At 57.1% G+C, this 17,838-nt stretch carries 16 protein-coding genes and 1 pseudogene; 7 read left to right on the top strand and 10 right to left on the bottom strand.

Translation table 11 applies throughout. The features are described from left to right. Positions 1 to 149 precede the first annotated feature (149 nt). Complete coding sequence (locus QMX98_RS05720) at positions 150 to 632, top strand: hypothetical protein (RefSeq protein ID WP_010458980.1); 483 nt, start codon at positions 150 to 152, stop codon at positions 630 to 632. Positions 633 to 870: 238 nt separating this feature from the next. Next, positions 871 to 1,170 (top strand): hypothetical protein, encoded by a 300-nt coding sequence (locus QMX98_RS05715; RefSeq protein WP_010458978.1) that lies wholly within the window; start codon positions 871 to 873, stop codon positions 1,168 to 1,170. A 374-nt stretch (positions 1,171 to 1,544) separates the two neighbouring features. Here QMX98_RS05715 and QMX98_RS05710 read toward each other — a convergent pair whose 3' ends face one another. After that, positions 1,545 to 2,138: an NAD(P)H-dependent oxidoreductase gene (locus QMX98_RS05710; protein ID WP_282410423.1), complete on the bottom strand. Its 594-nt coding sequence runs from the start codon at positions 2,136 to 2,138 to the stop codon at positions 1,545 to 1,547. Then, positions 2,135 to 2,992, bottom strand: a complete 858-nt coding sequence (locus QMX98_RS05705; protein WP_282410422.1) for a sterol desaturase family protein — start codon at positions 2,990 to 2,992, stop codon at positions 2,135 to 2,137. The genes QMX98_RS05710 and QMX98_RS05705 overlap by 4 nt, the downstream gene beginning before the upstream one ends. A 67-nt stretch (positions 2,993 to 3,059) precedes the next feature. Here QMX98_RS05705 and QMX98_RS05700 point away from each other — a divergent pair, with 67 nt between their 5' ends. Further along, positions 3,060 to 3,809, top strand: a complete 750-nt coding sequence (locus QMX98_RS05700; RefSeq protein ID WP_282410421.1) for an AraC family transcriptional regulator ligand-binding domain-containing protein — start codon at positions 3,060 to 3,062, stop codon at positions 3,807 to 3,809. 275 nt (positions 3,810 to 4,084) lie between these two features. On the opposite strand, the gene QMX98_RS05695 is transcribed toward QMX98_RS05700, so the two are convergent. Further along, positions 4,085 to 4,924, bottom strand: coding sequence for a nitrilase family protein (locus tag QMX98_RS05695; protein WP_221109032.1), 840 nt, complete (start codon positions 4,922 to 4,924; stop codon positions 4,085 to 4,087). Beyond that, positions 4,921 to 6,420, bottom strand: coding sequence for a cytosine permease (locus tag QMX98_RS05690; RefSeq protein ID WP_083377150.1), 1,500 nt, complete (start codon positions 6,418 to 6,420; stop codon positions 4,921 to 4,923). Before QMX98_RS05690 ends, QMX98_RS05695 begins: the two co-directional genes overlap by 4 nt. A gap of 148 nt (positions 6,421 to 6,568) precedes the next feature. Here QMX98_RS05690 and QMX98_RS05685 point away from each other — a divergent pair, with 148 nt between their 5' ends. Further along, positions 6,569 to 7,468, top strand: a complete 900-nt coding sequence (locus tag QMX98_RS05685) for a LysR family transcriptional regulator (RefSeq protein ID WP_282410420.1) — start codon at positions 6,569 to 6,571, stop codon at positions 7,466 to 7,468. Here the strand turns inward: QMX98_RS05685 and QMX98_RS05680 are convergent. Beyond that, on the bottom strand, positions 7,458 to 7,997 hold the full coding sequence (locus QMX98_RS05680; protein ID WP_221109028.1) for a cysteine hydrolase family protein: 540 nt from the start codon (positions 7,995 to 7,997) through the stop codon (positions 7,458 to 7,460). The two genes, QMX98_RS05685 and QMX98_RS05680, sit on opposite strands and share 11 nt — an antisense overlap. 493 nt (positions 7,998 to 8,490) lie before the next feature. Between QMX98_RS05680 and QMX98_RS05675 the strand changes: the two genes are divergently transcribed. Then, positions 8,491 to 11,496, top strand: a complete 3,006-nt coding sequence (locus tag QMX98_RS05675; protein ID WP_282410419.1) for an Ice nucleation protein — start codon at positions 8,491 to 8,493, stop codon at positions 11,494 to 11,496. A gap of 52 nt (positions 11,497 to 11,548) precedes the next feature. Here the strand turns inward: QMX98_RS05675 and ggt are convergent, their stop codons facing one another. After that, a complete protein-coding gene (ggt, locus tag QMX98_RS05670) occupies positions 11,549 to 13,276 on the bottom strand; it encodes a gamma-glutamyltransferase (protein ID WP_154504132.1) in 1,728 nt (575 codons plus the stop codon). A gap of 149 nt (positions 13,277 to 13,425) precedes the next feature. On the opposite strand from ggt, the gene QMX98_RS05665 reads away from it, so the two are divergent. Continuing rightward, positions 13,426 to 13,941, top strand: a complete 516-nt coding sequence (locus QMX98_RS05665) for a methylated-DNA--[protein]-cysteine S-methyltransferase (protein WP_083377154.1) — start codon at positions 13,426 to 13,428, stop codon at positions 13,939 to 13,941. Positions 13,942 to 14,099: 158 nt separating this feature from the next. Here the strand turns inward: QMX98_RS05665 and QMX98_RS05660 are convergent, their stop codons facing one another. From QMX98_RS05660 to QMX98_RS05645, 4 genes and pseudogenes are all read right to left on the bottom strand, one after another. Beyond that, the gene (locus tag QMX98_RS05660) at positions 14,100 to 14,693 is read right to left on the bottom strand and encodes an NUDIX domain-containing protein (RefSeq protein ID WP_282410418.1); all 594 of its coding nucleotides are present in this window, start codon (positions 14,691 to 14,693) and stop codon (positions 14,100 to 14,102) included. 140 nt (positions 14,694 to 14,833) lie between these two features. Further along, positions 14,834 to 15,835, bottom strand: a pseudogene (locus QMX98_RS05655) (chitinase); the annotation flags it as partial. A 43-nt stretch (positions 15,836 to 15,878) separates the two neighbouring features. After that, the gene (locus QMX98_RS05650; protein ID WP_172790610.1) at positions 15,879 to 16,514 is read right to left on the bottom strand and encodes a lytic polysaccharide monooxygenase auxiliary activity family 9 protein; all 636 of its coding nucleotides are present in this window, start codon (positions 16,512 to 16,514) and stop codon (positions 15,879 to 15,881) included. Positions 16,515 to 16,735: 221 nt separating this feature from the next. Next, a complete protein-coding gene (locus QMX98_RS05645; protein ID WP_010458944.1) occupies positions 16,736 to 17,173 on the bottom strand; it encodes a hemerythrin domain-containing protein in 438 nt (145 codons plus the stop codon). Between the two features lie 151 nt (positions 17,174 to 17,324). Between QMX98_RS05645 and QMX98_RS05640 the strand changes: the two genes are divergently transcribed. Then, positions 17,325 to 17,756, top strand: a complete 432-nt coding sequence (locus tag QMX98_RS05640) for a GNAT family N-acetyltransferase (protein WP_077748754.1) — start codon at positions 17,325 to 17,327, stop codon at positions 17,754 to 17,756. The last annotated feature ends 82 nt before the right edge of the window (positions 17,757 to 17,838 follow it).

Here is a 17,838-nt window from a genome sequence, read left to right as displayed (position 1 = left end):
TTTCCGGCCTCTCGCGGAGATAGAATAGCGACCGCTGGTTCTTTCTGTGATGAGCTGATGCTTCGTCCGGTCGATATCAGGCATAACCCGTAGTCGATGCCTTATGAAGCTCCACCCTTAAAATTCCAACACTCAGCGATGGAATGAGAATGTCCAAAAAAACCATCTATGCCAAAGAATTCGACATCTGTGTTTCGATGTCAGATTTAGTAACCTGGGAAGGTGACCGGAAGGCTCCCAGCGCCGACCTGCAGGCGGTATTTACCACCCTTGAAATTCCCGTCAACATTATCGAACTCCACGAGTTGTATTTCGCCCACCTTTACAACGGCTACGGCGACGTGCATGTGTATCATGCTCAAAATAACGGAGGCAGTATTTTCGCAATCGACTTGTATCGAGAGCTCACGGACCAGCAAGATTTGACAGGTCTATTTCTGCGTATTGAAAGCCCTGCATTTGATCAGGCACTCGCCCATCTCCGGTCATTCTTTGACAGCGCCAGGTGCCAAGTTGCCTTTGAGCAGGCAAGCTACTCTAGGCGACTTCGCGAAACGCTTGACGAAAGCAGATACCCTCGACTGGTCGAAGTCGATCACGACTTTATACAGCAGCATTACACTCATCGGTGACGCTAGCCAACCAGACACTGCACAAGTCCGATTCAGCGTTGGCTTTTAGCAATTGCGCCAATACTGTGTTCACTTGCCGATCGCCTCCTTGCGACCAAAGAATGCGATCACCCGGCCCAATGCCGTCTCGGTACCGGCACGCAGGTCCATCGGCTCAGTGCGCAAAGACCAGGTCTTGGGCAACAATCGACCAGACGGGAACGGAACGCAGGTCACCATAACCGAAGGAATGTTTGTTATGAGCCACCTTAACAACGACTTGAGGGCCGATTTCGTTGAGGCACTTGAGGAAATCTCGACGCTGATGTCCATTGCATACGACCAGCTCGGCCCTATACCGGAAGACCATGCATTAGCTCAGGCAGGTTTAGAGAATGGTGGTGAAATAGTTCTGGATTATGTCGATCACAACGAGGCTGGAGTAGCGTTCGAACACCTGCTTTACATGATTAACGAACCACCGCTCGTTGTTTCTGAAAAATGCATAAAAATTTTAGGTCGGATCGCGAAGTCCTTGAAGATGCCATTCACGAGGTGACAAAAATTTACCCATCTGAAGGTCAGCTTTGGGTCGATAACTGCCCTTCGCGACGGGTAGAAAACGGCCCTAAACGGACATTCATGGCAGGCAATTATTGGCCGGCGGTTGTCTGTCGCGAAATAGTTATTCCAGCGTCATGAGCTATTAAGATTGAGTTGTAAAAAATCGCATTTGTAATTAATCGCTGCATCTTAATTGCTGGTGCGTTGATGGTGGTTTTTAACCATGCCAACCGCGTATCCGTTTGACTTAGATCAACCCGTCGATGCAACACCCTGCTCGCTCAATATTGAATGTTTTTGCATCGACGTGGTTGAAATGCACACATTAGCGCAAGGTTTATTTATTCAATTCGTTGAGGTGCGACAGTTTTACATCCCCGTAGAAAACTCAGGTGGGTGTTTGATTGCAGTTCGTATCGTGCGTAAGGCGTCATCGTATTGACAAAGTAAATGCAAAGCCCAGTCGATACGTGTGCGGATGCGAATATCATTTTCGCCTGAGGGAATTTCGCTATTCATCATCGATTCAACATTTCTTATGATGAGTTGTTCAGGCAAATACATGATCCGGCTGTTTTTGTAGCTCGAAGCACGCAATTCAGCAATTGGATAGGCTCCCCCGAGCCCAGCCGAAACCCCCACCAGGAGCGCTGGCTTGTGTCCAAGTTCACCGAGTCCTGCGTACAAAAAGAAATTTTTCAGCGCCGGGCAAGCCATGCCATTCCACTCCGGGCTGATCACGATCAGTGCGGTAGCTTTTTTGAGGATGGTTTGCTGGACATTCCAGACTCCATCAATGTCTTCTTCTGGCCACAGCGGTAGCCGACTGGAAGCCAAGTTCAGCAGTTCGCCTGAATCACAAAGACCAAGTTGCTCTAATCGGTCGCGCAAGTATTTTGCGACTTTGAGTGATTGGCTGTTTGATCTATTCGATCCAGACAGCAGAACGATATGACGGCTCATTGCGCCACCTTCTGTTTAGCCTTGTGTGCTTTGGGAGTGACACGGCGTGAACGCACGATGGGCCAGAACAACTCTTCTTTCCAGCTGATCGGTGACAAGTGTTCGATGCCGTATAAGAGCGGACGCCGGCGGGTAATTTTGGCTGTTCCGAACAGGATGTCCCAGAAGAACAACAGGTTGCCGAAGTTGCCCTTGTAATGCGTGACACCATCCTCGGCAGTCAAGCCGTGATGGGCTGAATGAGTGGAGGGGGTGGAGATCGTTCGCTCCAGAACCCAGACAATAGGACGCAACACACGGATGCCATACAGTTTGTCATCCCACGCAACGCTGCTGTGCGCTGCGAAGATGACGATCATCTTCAGGATCAGATAAACATAGTAAATATGCGCAAGCCCTAGATAGATCAGTATGCCGGACAGCCAGATGCCGGGCATCAGCATGTAGTAGAAGCTGTTGTTTCGATAAACGATGCGGACACTCATGTAGGGCGCGGAGTGATGAGCGCGGTGCAGCGCATAAAGTGCCGGGACCCGATGTGTCAGTCGATGCCACCAGTATTGAGTCATGTCATCCAGTACTAGAAACAACACGAACCCTGCGACCCAAGGAATGGTGGCCAGGGCGCCTTTCATTTCCGGAACAGCCAGGCTCAGGATTTTTCCACTGAGCCACATGACACTGGGGAACGTGATTGCAACCAGGATCCCGGAGCCTATGACTTCGATCAGTACGTCACGCCTCCCGCTCAACGGGTGTCGGAGCGAAGAACACGCAAGTTCCAGCAAGATGAAGGCAAGGAATATCCCGGCCACTATTACGGAAGGATTGTTGGCGAGCATTATTGTATTCATGGCACTCTCGATTAAGGCCCTTGCGGGCAATGCCATTTCATTAGAAGCCAACGAGTAAGCCGTCCCTATGCGCGAAACGGACAAAATTGAGCGAGAACAGGTCAATCGTTCCCCCCAGCGCTTTCACCGCGGCAAACTGGGCCAGGTGCTGGAGCGTTTCCTGGATAGCCAGGCCTTGAGAGAAAACAGGGATTACAGCCTGATCGAGCTGGATCAGCTTTGGCGCGAGGCGGCGCGCATCGATCCGGCGATCGGGTTGAAACTGTTCACGCTATTCACGCCTCAGGACTGGCACGTCCTGGCCTATCTGTGCTTGTACAGCCCCGACGTTTTATCATCCATGAAGCTTTGGGCCCGGTACGCGCGGCTTGCGGCGGACACAGACACGGTGAGACTGCTCAATGATGAAAACGGCGTTGGCATCGAGCTGTGCGTCGATGCGCCCAGTGAGCTGGCGCGCTATGTCATTGAGCACTACGGCGCAATGTCCATCGCGCAGTTGCGGCGTGGAACAGGGCAGCAGGTGCAGCCGGTCCTGGCAAGATTTACTCACTCTCGTCCGTCGTATTACAAGCAATACACCCAATGGTTTGGGGGTCGTGTCGAGTTTGACTGTCCGATTAACTGCTTCTATTTCGATGCTCGAAGCTTGAGTCTGCCGATGCAGACACGTCATCACGGGATGCTTGAGTTATTGACCCAGGAACTGGATCGACGGATCGCCGCGCATCGGAATTTCAGCGGTTGGTCAGCCAAGGTTGCTGAAGGAGCGCGACGATCTTCATTTGCATGCGAGTGTCATTGGCCAGGGCTTTGAGCTGTTCGAGTATCATGGTCGGCAATGCTACGCTTTTTTACGAAATGTTCAATAAACAATCTATTAGCATTGGCAAGGGTTTGAAATCAAACAAACTCATCCAGCTGAATCGCCCCTACTTTTGTCGATGTACTGAATGACTGCTTGAACTGTTCCGCTCTGGTAGACATCCCCGGTCTATGTTTGAACGTCTGGCCGATTGCTGTCCTTCGTACCAGGCAGAAAATCGGCCAGAAGCAGTATGGGCGGATAGCCAATAGGCACAGCCTACCGCTTCACTCCTCGCCGCCTCCATACAACCCCAACCGCCGATCCCGATGCAAATCATTACGCGCACTAATCCGCTTATTCCGCGCCTCAGCGAGGTTAAGTGTGGCCAGCAAAATCTGCTCTCCCCCCTGCTCCGCCGGCCCCGCCAACGGATAACCATCAGCATCGACAATCACCGAACCTTGCACCCATCCAACCCCGCGTTCATGCCCATGCCGATCACACGCGGCAATAAACATCCGGTTCACCGACGCATTGGCCTGAACCCGCACCACCTCGGCCGGGCGCTCGGTTGGTGGCCTCGGTCCATCGGGCCAATTGACGGGAGCGCAGAGCAATTCTGCACCCGCCAGCGCCGGCAGTCGCACCCATTCCGGAAACTCCAGGTCGTAGCAAATCAGCATGCCGATCCGTCCATGGACCGTTTCGACCACCGGCGGCGCTTCGTTGCCGGGTCTGAAGATTTCGCTTTCCGCGTCCCACAGGTGTGCCTTGCGATACACGGCGCGCAGGCCTTGGGGGTCGATCATCGCCGCGCTGTTGGCCAGTGCATCGCCTTGCAGTCGTTCGCAGAATCCGGCCACTACAACGACGTTCAATTCTTTCGCCAACGCCGTCCACAGGCGCAGGGTTGGTCCGTCGGTTGTTTCAGACAGGGACAACGCTTCGTCGCGGTCAGCAAACAGGTAGCCGCTCTGCACCAGTTCGGGCAGCACCACCACTTGGGCGCCTTGCAACGCCGCCGAGCGAATCGCTCGTTCTGTCAGTGTCCGGTTGTAAGCGAGGTCGCCTATTTTCGGTGCCACTTGGCAGCAGGCGACCACGGTATTTTTCACGCTGTTCAACGTCCCTCCTCCACTGGCTGATGAGCCATGGCAACAATGTCGCTCTCGGTGATCGAGTCGATGATTCGGCGTTCGTATTCAAGGTCGATCGAACGGCTGAGCAGGTAATACGCCAGGCCCGAAACCACCAGGCCGACCAGCCAGGCGATGTCCACCCCTTCGAGCATGCGCGCCAGCGGGCCGACGAACACTTCTTTGCCGGCGGCGGCATCGAAGATGTAGAAGAACGGCACCATCGCGGCAAATCCGATCAGGTACGAGACGATCCCTCGGAATTGCCAGGCGCCGTAGATGCCCTTCGGTGTGAAGAAATGCGGGATCGCGTAGCGGCCTTTGCGCACGAAGAAGTAGTCGACCAGATTGACCGCGGTCCAGGGCACGAGAAAGTACAACAGCAGCACGAGGAAGGTGTTCAACAGCGCGATGCCATCGCCCTTGATCGACAGCACGCAGGTCAACAGGATGACGCTGATCGCGGAGATCGACATGACCCGGGCGCGAGGGGTTGGCGTGATTTTTTTGATCGAGTCGACGCCGGTCAATAACGTCAGCATCGCGCTGTAGGTGTTGAGCGCGATGATCGGCAGGAAGCCTGCCACGGAGACGATGACCAACACGTTGCCCAGGCCCGGGATCATCGACGATCCGACCTGGTTAAGCGCCACCAGCGCATCCGCCGCTTTCAACTGCTGCGCGAGCCAGGCGCCGAGGCCGATCATCCAGCTCCCCGACAACGATGCGCCGATGAACACGGCGGCGATCAGTTTTGGCCGACTGGTGTTTTTCGGCAGGTAACGGGAATAGTCGGAGACATAGGGCGCGTAGGAAATGTTGTAGCTCGCGCCGATGGCAAACAGCGTGGCGAACGCAACCCAGCTGAAGCCCAGGTCGGTCGCCGGGGCGACGCCTTCCTGGCCTGCACCGAACATCAGGGCGATGGTGACTAGCGCATACAGCGGCAAGGTCGCCAGCAACGCCCATTTGAAGGCTTTGTGCATCAGGTCGTGGCCGTAGATCGACAGCAGCGCGCCGATCAGCACCACGACGATGGCGACAATGGTCGGGTCGATGCCGAAGACGTGTTCAAGGCCGTTCATGATCAGCGAGATGTTCACCACGTTGAAGCCGACGAACACAAACATCGTCGCCATCAAGGCCAGGATCACTCCGCGATACCCGAACTGGGCACGGGACTGGATCATTTGCGGGAGGCCCATTTCGGGACCTTGCGAGCCGTGAAAAGCCATGAAGATGGTGCCGAACATGATCCCGAGCGCACCGGCCAGCATCGTCCACAGCGCCGACAAGCCAAGGCTTGGGCCGACAAAACCGATGGAGATGGTGAAGAAGTGGAAGTTGCCTAAAAACCAGAAAGGGCCCTGGCTGCTGAGCTTGGCGTGACGTTCGTTTTCCGGAATGTAATCGATCGAGTGGCCTTCGATGGCCAACCCGCCACTCGCCTCGAGGGCGTGCGCAGAATGAGGAGACCCTGACATACGATTGTTCCTATGCAGTTGATTGTTGTTTTTATGGGCAAAGCGCCGGTTTCATTGCAATGTAGGGCCTGGGTCAGGGCTATAAAATATCGCAGGCACACTGTTTACATAGATCCGCGTCTATGTGAATGAACATTGAGGGACACCCATGCTGGGCACTGTATCGGAACTGGATCTGCGTTTGATCCGGGTCTTTCTGACCGTCGTTGAAGCGGGCGGCATCTCGGCCGCGCAAACTGCGCTCAACACCACTCAACCGACCATCAGTGCGCAATTGGCGACGCTGGAAGCGCGGGTGGGATTTCGACTGTGCGAGCGCGGTCGCGGCGGATTTTCGGTGACGCCCAAGGGCGGTCAGTTTGTCGAAGCGGCCCGCCGATTGCTGGCGGCAGCCGAAGGTTTCCGGGTTGAGGTCCAGCACATCAATCGCAAAATGTCGGGCAACATCAATATCGGTTTGCTCGGTCAGATCGATCCTGTTGCCAACAAGAAAATCGCCCTGGCCATCGCGCGTTTAAGGGCTCGTCATGAAGGCCTGTATTTCCACTTCACGGAACTGTCTTCGTCGCTGCTGGAAGAGAAAATCATCAATAGCCATATCGATCTGGCGATCGGTTACTTCTGGCACCGCTTGCCCAACATCGATTACTTCCCCTTGTTCCAGGAAACCCAGATCGCCTACTGCGCCCCGGCTCACCCGCTATTTGAGCACGTAGGGGATCTGACCCGGGATGACGTCCGCGATTACGACTGGGTATGGCCCAGTCACCCCTTGCCGGAAATGCCTGCACCCACCTCGATCGAACGCCTGACCGTGCTCACCGACAGCATGGACGGCGCGGCACTGCTCATTCTGTCGGGCCAGCATTTGGGCTTTTTGCCGCAGCACTATGCGGCGAAGCATGAGCAGCTGGGGCAGTTGCATCCGCTGAATCCCGAGCTGCTGCGTTATGAGGTGGGGTTTCATGCGGCGGTTCGGCATTCGGCGCGGCAGCGGGATCTGGTGAGTGCGTTCCTGAATGAGCTAATCGATATTTTCAGTTCTTAATCGCTATCTCGCTGGCCGGGATGACGTCGATCCGTGCAACGGGCCCCGTCAAGTGCGCCAACTCCGCGTTGTGCTGGGCGATGATGTCTTCGGCGGCGAGGTTGCCGTTGTCGACGGTGGAATGCGCGTCGGCGGCGAGCACCACGTCATAGCTCAGGTTCAGGGCCTGGCGGACGGTGGCGTTAACGCAATAGTCGGTTTGCAGCCCGCAGATGATCAGGCGGTCGGAGCCAAAATCTTGCAGTAGGGCTTGTAAGTGGGTCTGGTAGAACGAGTCTCGGTTGGTTTTTCGCACCCGAAGGTCTTGCGGTGAAGTCTTCAGGCTTTCGGCCAGTTGCCAGCCTTCAGAACCATGTTGCAGCTGGTCGCCCTTTTCTTCGTGCTGGATGAGGATGACCGGAATCCCTGCCTCCCTGGCCTTGGCACTCAGGCCGTTTATATTCTCGATGACGCGTTTGATCTCAAAACATTCGTACTCGCCAGTGCACAAGGCGTGCTGGACGTCGATGATCAGCAATGCAGTGGTCATGGGCTCAGGCCTTAAAGTAGTCCTTCAGATTAAGGGGTACGCCACCTGCTCCCTGGGGCCGAGCGAAGAGTGCGTACCGTCGATAATGCCGTAAAACACCTACGATGGAATAGCTTGAAATCGCTGCCTGTCCGCGAATTTATCCAGTTGGACACAGCCCGCCCCAACACCGCTAAGCTGAATTGAAAATTCATTAAACCACATCAACTATTACGGTATTACTTTATCTCTTATAACGAACAACATTAAACACTTCCAAAGCACAATAAGTGTGGTCATACCCGAGTCATTGCTTTAGGGTGAATCTTCGATATCGAGAAGTTTCGCCAGGGACTGCGACCTGTTTAATGACAGGACTGCGGCTTTGCCGCTGGCTCTTAATGAATTTCAGCCAGTGACGTGTAAGTAATACCTGACCGTTCTATTTGAACGCTATGGGTACTTACAATCCTGATTCCCGCTGATGCCGTTATATTCATTGAGCACATATGATATGAGTGACAACAAAGTCCTTGTCTTGCGCACTTGCGCCAACGACATGTCGGACCATGCCGGCCAAGTCTGGCCGGACGCCGGCCTGGTGGTATGCAAACACTGGAAGCCCAGCAAGAAACTCGAGAACGGCCTGGTCGGCTTATTGTGGGGAGAAGGTTCCTCTACTCAACTGAGTTTGCGAGCCGATGCCAAATGGGTTGTGTGCGAAGTTCATATTGATCAGATTATAAAACTTGATGAAGACGGCATGATCAAGTTCCCGGAGGCGGAAGTTGTTCACACGGGCACTCAAGACAGTTCGATCAATTACATTGCAGCGCACATTGAACACTATCAATCAGCAAACATCCCTTTAATCGACACCCCACTTGAATCACCAAATAAAACCTCCAGTCGCGAATTCGAAAGTCGGCGAGCACAGGGTTACAGTCCTTCCGGCATCGGCGCTAAAACCGACGCCTCGCAAACTTTCGAAACTGCTGTGTACGGCAGTACGCTCACGGGTGGGCATCAAAGTTATCTGCTGGCGGGTTACGGCAGTACGGAAACAGCCGGCGGTCAGAGCTCATTGATTGCCGGTTACGGCAGCACCCTGACGGCCGCCGACAGCAGCTCATTGACCGCCGGGTATGGCAGTACGGAAATGGCTGGCGATGACAGCTCGCTGATCGCCGGGTACGGCAGCACCCAGATCGCCGGGCAGAAAAGCACGCTGACCGCCGATTACGGCAGCAGCCAGACCGCCCAGGACGGCAGCACCCTCACCGCCGGTTACGGCAGTACCGAAACGGCGGGAAGCGACAGCTCGCTGACCGCAGGCTATGGCAGCACTCAAACCGCCCAAGAGGGCAGCGCCCTCACCGCCGGCTACGGCAGCACCGAAACAGCCGGATCGGATAGCGCCTTGATTGCCGGTTACGGCAGCACGCAAACGGCGGGACAGGACAGTACGTTGACCGCGGGTTACGGCACCACCCAAACCGCCCAAGACAGCAGCGCCCTCACCGCTGGCTATGGCAGCACCGGCACAGCGGGGCCGGAAAGCTCCTTGATCGCCGGTTACGGCAGCACCCAAACAGCCGGCCACGAAAGCACCCTGACCGCCGGGTATGGCAGCACCCAAACCGCTCAGGAAAACAGTTCCCTCACGGCCGGGTACGGCAGCACCGCCACGGCGGGATCGGACAGTACGTTGATTGCCGGTTACGGCAGTACACAAACAGCCGGCCACGAAAGCACCCTGACCGCCGGGTATGGCACCACCCAGACCGCGCAGGAAAGCAGTTCGCTCACCGCAGGCTATGGCAGCACTGCAACGGCCGGGCACGACAGTTCGCTGATCGCCGGATACGACAGTACGCAAACGGCCGGTTATGAGAGCACGCTGACCGCCGGCTACGGCAGCACTCAGACCGCCCAGGAAAGCAGTTCCCTGACGGCAGGCTACGGCAGCACCGGAACCGCCGGGTACGCCAGTTCCCTGATCGCCGGTTATGGCACGACCCAGACCGCAGGCTATGAAAGCAGTCTGACGGCGGGTTACGGCAGCACCCTCACCGCTCAGGAAAGCAGCTCCCTTACCGCCGGTTACGGCAGTACGGAAACCGCCGGCGGCGACAGTTCGCTTATCGCTGGCTACGGCAGCACTCAGACCGCCGGTTATGACAGCAGTCTGACCGCCGGCTATGGCAGCACCCTCACCGCGCAGGACGGCAGTTCTCTCACGGCCGGTTACGGGACCACGGAAACCGCCGGGCATGAGAGTTCGCTGATCGCCGGCTACGGCAGCACGCAAACCGCCGGCCACGACAGCACGCTGACGGCAGGTTACGGCAGCACCCTCACCGCTCGGGAAAACAGTTCACTCACGGCCGGCTACGGCAGCACCCAGACGGCGGGTTACAAAAGCACTCTGACCGCTGGTTATGGCAGTACGCAAACCGCACGGGAAAGCAGTGTTCTCACCGCCGGCTACGGCAGTACCGGAACCGCCGGCAGCAACAGCTCGCTGATCGCCGGATACGGCAGCACGCAAACCGCTGGCTACGAGAGCACGCTGACGGCAGGTTATGGCAGTACCCTCACCGCTCAGGACAACAGCTCCCTCACCGCGGGTTATGGCAGCACCGAAACCGCCGGCTACGAAAGTTCGTTGATCGCCGGTTACGGCAGCACGCAAACCGCCGGTTACGACAGCACGCTGACGGCGGGTTACGGCAGCACCCTCACCGCTCAGGACAGCAGCTCCCTTACCGCCGGTTATGGCAGCACCGAAACCGCGGGTCAGGACAGCTCCTTGATCGCCGGCTATGGCAGTAGCCTGACCAGCGGCATCCGCAGCTTCCTCACGGCCGGATACGGCAGCACATTGATCAGCGGATTGCGCAGTGTATTGACCGCCGGTTATGGCAGCAGCCTGACCTCCGGCATGCACAGCACCCTGACCGCCGGATACGGCAGCAACCAGATCGCCAGTTATCAAAGCTCATTGATCGCCGGTCCCGACAGCACGCAAATTGCCGGGCACAAAAGCATGTTGATTGCCGGCAAGGACAGCTCACAGACCGCGGGTTATCGCAGCACCCTCATCGCGGGCGCCGGCAGCGTCCAGACGGCGGGTGATCGCAGCAAATTGATCGCCGGCAAGGACAGCACCCAAATCGCCGGCGACCGCAGCAAGCTGTTGGCGGGCAGCAATAGCCACCTCACGGCCGGTGATCGCAGCAAGCTGACGGCGGGCGATGACTGTACGTTGATGGGCGGCGATAAAAGCGTTTTGACGGCGGGCAAAAACAGCATCCTGGTGGGCGGCGCCCGCAGCAAGCTGATTGGCAGCCTGGGTTCAACGTTGACCGGAGGCGAGAATGCGACGTTGATTTTCCGATGCTGGAACGGCAAGCGATTCAAGAATGTCGTGGCGCATACCGGCAAGGATGGCGTGGAAGCGCATGTGCCGTATCAGGTGGACGAGGCGGATAACCTCGTCACCAAGCCCGACGAATAACCTTGTCGGTCGGGCCACCCTCGCAGCTTGAGGGTGGCCATGGACTTACGCCTTAGTAGCCGAGCGACAACCCCGTATTCCTGCGCGGGTCGTTGGCCCCATAGAAGCGGTTCTTGCCCACCGGTTTGCCTTCCAGCGAAGGCGCGCCCACCAGGATCGCCGCCAAATGGTTGGCATCCTGCGGCCCGGCAAACTTGTGGCCCCAGCCCTCAAGCATCTTCACCGTGTCCGGACTGGTGGTGAAGGTCTCCAGGTTGGTCTCTTCCGGCAGCCATTGCTGGTGGAACCGGGGCGCATCGACCGCTTCCTGGATGTTCATGCCGTAGTCGATCACGTTGAGCATGGTCAGCAAGGTGGCGGTGATGATGCGACTGCCGCCGGGGGTGCCGACAACCATGACCACTTTGCCGTCCTTGGTGACGATGGTCGGGCTCATGGACGACAGCGGTGCCTTGCCGGGCGCAATGGCGTTGGCTTCGCCTTGCACCAGGCCGTACATGTTGGGCACGCCGATTTTCGAGGTGAAGTCGTCCATTTCGTCGTTGAGGATGACCCCGGTTTTGCTGGCCATCACACCGGCACCGAACCAGTCGTTGAGGGTGTAGGTCACTGACACCGCGTTGCCCCATTTATCGACGATGGAGTAATGCGTGGTGTTGCTGCCTTCATGGGGCGCTACACCGGGTTTGAGCTCGCGGGACACGCCGGCTTTTTGCGGATTGATCGCCGCGCGGATTTTGGTCGCGTAGTTCTTGTCCAGCAGATGCTCGATCGGGTTTTTAACAAAGTCCGGGTCGCCGAGGTAGCTATTGCGGTCCACATAGGCATGGCGCATCGCTTCGATCTGGTAATGCATGCCCTGGGCCGAGTGGTAGCCCAGATCCTTCATCGGGTAGCCTTCGAGAATGTTCATGATCTCGCAGATCACCACACCACCGGAGCTGGGCGGCGGTGCCGACACCACGTGATAACCGCGGTAGTCACACTCGATCGGCGCCAGTTCGCGGGTCTTGTATTTGTCGAGGTCGGCCTGGGTGATGATGCCCTTATTGGCCTGGCTGGAGGTGACAATGGCGTCGGCCACCCAACCTTTGTAGAAACCGTCTTCGCCCTTCTCGGAAATTTCCCGCAGGGTTTTGGCCAGATCCTTCTGCACCAGTTTTTGCCCGACCTGCATCGGCTCGCCATTACTCAGGAAGATCGCGCCGGAATCCTTGATGTCCTTCTTGAACACGTCGGTGGCGTACTCCAGCAATTCGACATCGCCCTGCTCCAGCACAAAACCGTCTTCGGCAAGTTTGATCGCCGGGGCGATTACTTCCTTGCGCGGTTTGGTCCCGTATTTCTTCAGCGCCAGCTCCATTCCGGACACGGTGCCGGGCACGCCAACGGCCAAGTGACCTCGGGTGCTCAGGTCCGGCACGACGTTGCCCTCTTTGTCGAGGTACATGTCTGCTGTCGCGGCCAGCGGCGCTTTTTCGCGGAAATCGAGGAAGGTCTTGCGCCCGTCCGCCAGTTGAACGGTCATGAATCCACCGCCCCCCAGGTTACCCGCAGCGGGATAAACCACCGCCAGCGCATAACCCACGGCGACAGCGGCATCGACGGCGTTGCCACCGTTCTTGAGCACATCGACGCCTACATGGGAGGCCAGGTGCTGGGCCGTGACAACCATGCCGTTTTCGGCCGCGACCGGGGCCACGGAGGCTGCGTAAGCACTGAGGCAACTGAGCGCCAATGAGGTCGCAATCAGCGATTTGGCAAAAGGTTCGAACTTCATGAGTCGGTCTCTTTTTGTTTTTAGGCTCTGTTTAAAAACGGAGAAAACGCTTCAAAGCAGACGCAAGTATGGCCGGGATTGCGTTTTGCGCCTCCTCGCCGAGGCAGTATGCTTGGCCGCTGTTCAGCCCTTCTGAGGAGTTCGCCGGCATGACTTACACCTTCACCACCCTGGCGTCCCCGGTCGGCGAGCTGAAACTGGTTGCGAAAGATTCAAGACTGGCCGCCATCCTCTGGGAAAACGACAAGCCGAACCGGGTTCGGCTTGGCCCGATGAGCCAGACACCGGATAACCCGATCCTCCTACGCGCCGTTCAGCAGTTGCAGGAATACTTTTCCGGCACGCGCAATAGCTTCGATCTGGAACTGGATTTTGCCGGGACGGACTTTCAGAAGAAGGTGTGGCAGGCGCTGCTGACCATTCCGTTTGGGGAGACGCGCAGTTACAGCGAGATCGCCGAGCAGATCGGCAATCCAAGCGCAGTCCGGGCGGTGGGCGCGGCGAATGGCAAGAACCCGATTTCGATTGTTGCGCCGTGCCATCGGGTGATTGGGGCGTCGGGGAAGTTAACGGGGTTTGCCGGCGGACTTGAGGCAAAGGAACGGTTGTTGACGCTGGAAGGTTGCGAGTGGTCCGGGGCTAGCCGGACGGGTGAGCTGTTTTAAGCCGACTGCCCCCCGATCTCTGTGGCGAGGGAGCTTGCTCCCGCTCCAGTGCGCAGCACTGGCAAAAATCTCCGACTAAGCCAGTATTTTGGGGCCGCTTCGCAGCCCAGCGCGAGCAAGCTCGCTCGCCACAGGGTTAAGGGTTCAGATCTCGGGACTCAGGTAGCGGTGAAGATATTTTTCATCGCCGCATACTGCAGCAGCATGATGGTCTTCGCATCGCAGATCTCCCCGCGATAAAACGCCTCGAGCGCCTCGTCGAATGTCCACTCCAGCACTTCCAGTTCTTCGGTTTCTTCTTCCAGCCCGCCACCCTCGCTGACTTTCGACGCTGCGTCATATTCGGCGATGAAAAAGTGCAGTTTTTCGGTGACCGAGCCTGGGCTCATGTAGGCCTCGAACACCTTTTGCACATGGTGCACGCGATAACCGGTTTCCTCTTCGGCTTCGGCGCGGATGCGTTCTTCAGGTGCCGCGCCTTCGAGCAGCCCCGCCGCCACTTCAATCAGCAAACCATCGTGGCCGTTGACAAACACCGGTAACCGAAACTGACGCGTCAGGATGACGGTTCTTTTCTCGCGGTTGAACAACAGAATCGCCACGCCATTGCCACGGTCGTACACCTCGCGGGTCTGGCGCTGCCAGTCGCCGTTGTTACGCAGATAGTCGAAGGTGATTTTCTTCAGCAAGTACCAGTCGTGGGACAACACCTGGGACTCGATGATGTTGACCCGCTCGGCTGTGTTCGCCATCACAACGCATCCTTTTTTCGTCAGAAGGTCCCCATGGTAGGCGAAAACCAAAAAGCCCGGCATCTCTGCCGGGCTTCTTTTTACTGCTGGCTGGCGACGTCAGGTATCGCGCTGTCTTCCTGTGAAGAGAGCTGCTTGCCATTGATCAACGGCCCGTAACGACGGCTGAACTCCCAGTTGTAAGGCACGCGGTCCCTATTGACCCCGTTGTCCCAATTCACCGACCAGGTCATCAGGCCCTTGATAGAAAGTCCTTTGGCGTCGAGACGCTTGAAGGCATTCACCACTGCCGCCGGATTGATTACGTAACCGGTGGCCGCCGCGTCGACGTTGGCAGGCAGGCCGATCACGAATTTGTCCGCCGGGATCTTCGTGAACCCGCGAGTGCCGCTCACCAGGCTTTCGGTCAGGTAAAACAGGAAGTCCTCTTTCATCGCGTCGTTGTTCTGCGCAATCCACGCGCCATTGCCGTTATTGGCTTCCGGCACCCAGATTCCGTCGCCGCCCTGGTTGTAATACTGCGGGGCGATGAAGTCGTAATAGCCTTCCAGGGCCTGGAGATAACCGACGTACTTACCGGCAGTGGTCAGGTACGGGAACTCCGGCGCCATGCTGATGATGAAGTGTTTGCCTTCACCGGCGTAATGGTCCTTGACCAGCTTCAGCGCGGCAGGCAGGACGCTCTTGTTGTCGGCGAAATCAATCGCGCTCTGTTCAAGATCGATGTCCAGCCCATCGAAGCCGTAGGTTTCCACCAGACGGATGATTTCGTTGGCCAGCGGCTGTTCGTTACCTTTGTGCAACTCGATGTGCGCGTCGGCGCCGCCGAGGGAAATCAGCACCGCCCTGCCCTGACTGTTCAGCACGCCGACCTGGCGACGGAACTCGGCGTCGGACAAGTTGTACGGCTTGAAGGTCGGGATGCCGTTGCCCTTCATGAAGGCCACGGCCACCACGTTGTAATCCTTGGGCACATCCTGCAGCGCGATGTTGGCGAACTGGCCACGCTGATAACCGTCGCTCGGCCCGGCGGGCCAGTTGTGCCAGAAGCCCATGAGGATCTTTTTGCCGGCAATACTCGGCATCAACGAAGCGGCGTCGGCGAGTGGCGATTTCAGTAGCGTAAAGTCGAAAGTAGACATGTTCTATTCCTTCAGAACGTGTGGGGGGATTAACGCTGCGGGCTTACTTGAAGTCCACGTCGAATGCTTGGTAGAAGGCGTTGCCGGTGTTGGCCACAATCCACATCAGCACGATCACGTGATGGCCTTTCTTGTTGCCCGGCAATTTCACTTCGTGGTTGACCTTGGCCTTCATCTCGGCGGAATGGCTGTAGTACGGGACCTGGGTGTAGAAGTCGTCGAAGAACGATGTCGGCTCCAATTGCGCACGGCCGATGCGCTGTTCCGGGCTCCAGCCATCCTTGGTGATGAACCAGCTGTAGCCACGGGTGACATGGGGCGCGGTGTATTCCCAGGTGACCTTGAAGGTCTGGCCCGGATCGACGTTCAACAAAGGCCAGGTGAAGGGGCGGCCGAGCTTGAGGCTCATTTCCTTGTTGGTGAAGTTGATGCAGTCTCGGGCATCCGTCTTGCCACCGCTGAGGATGTAGCGGTCGGCAGGTGGCGTGACACTGTCGCTGTCGGTTTGATACGGCGCCGCGAAGGGCCCCGCCGTCAGCGAAGGGAAGTTTTTGCCGCCTTCCATTTCGTTGACTTGCCAGCTACTCAGCAACCCCAGCTCTACGGCGACCGCACCGCGGCTGGAGGGGGATGTTACACGACCGTGTCGAAGTTGAGGTTGAGTCTGTGGTTGGTTCATATTTTCACTCCGTTGATTTTGAGAACTCTCCTTCCTGAGGAGAGGCCTCCAACCTAACGGAGCTGTTTTTTTTGTCCATCAGCCCATTTGAGCCCCGAATGAACCTGCCTTCGCAGATCACTCGCAAATACTGGATATAAAACCAGTACCCTGATCCAAGTCCTACGTCCTGTGTAGCAAAAGGATTACATCATCAGGTAGCAATCGGGGCATCGTACCGACTAGGGAAGCTGTGCCTTGTATTCCTTTTCGTATTGGCCGGCCAAGGCCTCTTTCTGCTTGTCGTCGAGCAGCTTGCCGGCCATCTGGAAGAACTTTTGCTCTTCCTCTTCCAAGTGATGATGAACCTTCTCGGACAGCTTCTTGGCGGTCGCCAGCCAGGCCGGGCTGGACATTTGTGTCTCATCCAGCTCTTCCATCATTTCGTCCATCTCATGGTGTTCGGAGATGGCGTGGCGGCTGAGATCGACGCCATTGTCGAACGCCATCAGCGGGATGTAGAAATGGCGCTCTTCGGCGGTTTCGTGGGCCTGGAGTTCAGACTTGAGCTGCTTGTAAGCCTCGACCCGCTCCGCGGTGTCGCCGCTGGTCTTGATGAGCGCTTTGGCATAGGTGCGCTGGCGGTCGTGACTTTCACGCAGGGCTTCAAAAATATTCACGGGTGATCCTCATTGGCCGCGTTCCGGAAGGACGCTCTTCAGGCTAGACATCCGGGCGCGAGCGAGGGTTCCACTCAAGGGGCTGGAACAACCGCAGGGGGTCGCGTTAGGCTTGCGGCTGTTGCCCCTCATGGCCATAAGGATTGAGCTGATGGAACTGCGTATCGAACAGTCGCAAAACCCCACCGAAGCCGAGGAGCAGGCGATCCTGCTGCCGTTGCGCGCCTATAACGCTTCAAAGGCAGGCGTTTCGAAGCAGGAGCCCATTGCCCTGCTGATTCGCGACGAGCATGACGAGATTCTTGGCGGTCTGTATGGTCGGGTTTTTTATAAGTGGTTGTACATCGAGTTGCTATCGGTACCGGAACAGGGTCGGGGACAAGGCATAGGCTCGAAGTTGATGCGGATGGCCGAAGACGTGGCGCGGGAGAAGGAATGCATCGGGGTCTGGCTCGACACCTTCGACTTCCAGGCGCCTGAGTTCTACAAGAAGCTGGGCTACAGCGAGGTGGGGCAGATTGTCGACTACCCGCCGGGGCATAAGCGCTTCTTTTTCCAGAAGCGCCTGATCAACGACGCATAACCTGCTCGTATGATCCACACCATCCAACTGTAGGAGTGAGCCTGCTCGCGATCGCGGAGTGACATCCAACATTGATGTCGAC

Source organism: Pseudomonas sp. PS02303 (assembly GCF_029959925.1).
Taxonomy (GTDB): domain Bacteria; phylum Pseudomonadota; class Gammaproteobacteria; order Pseudomonadales; family Pseudomonadaceae; genus Aquipseudomonas; species Aquipseudomonas mandelii.
The sequence above is the reverse complement of the archived record's forward strand: the minus strand, read 5'-3'. Positions and strand labels throughout refer to the sequence as shown.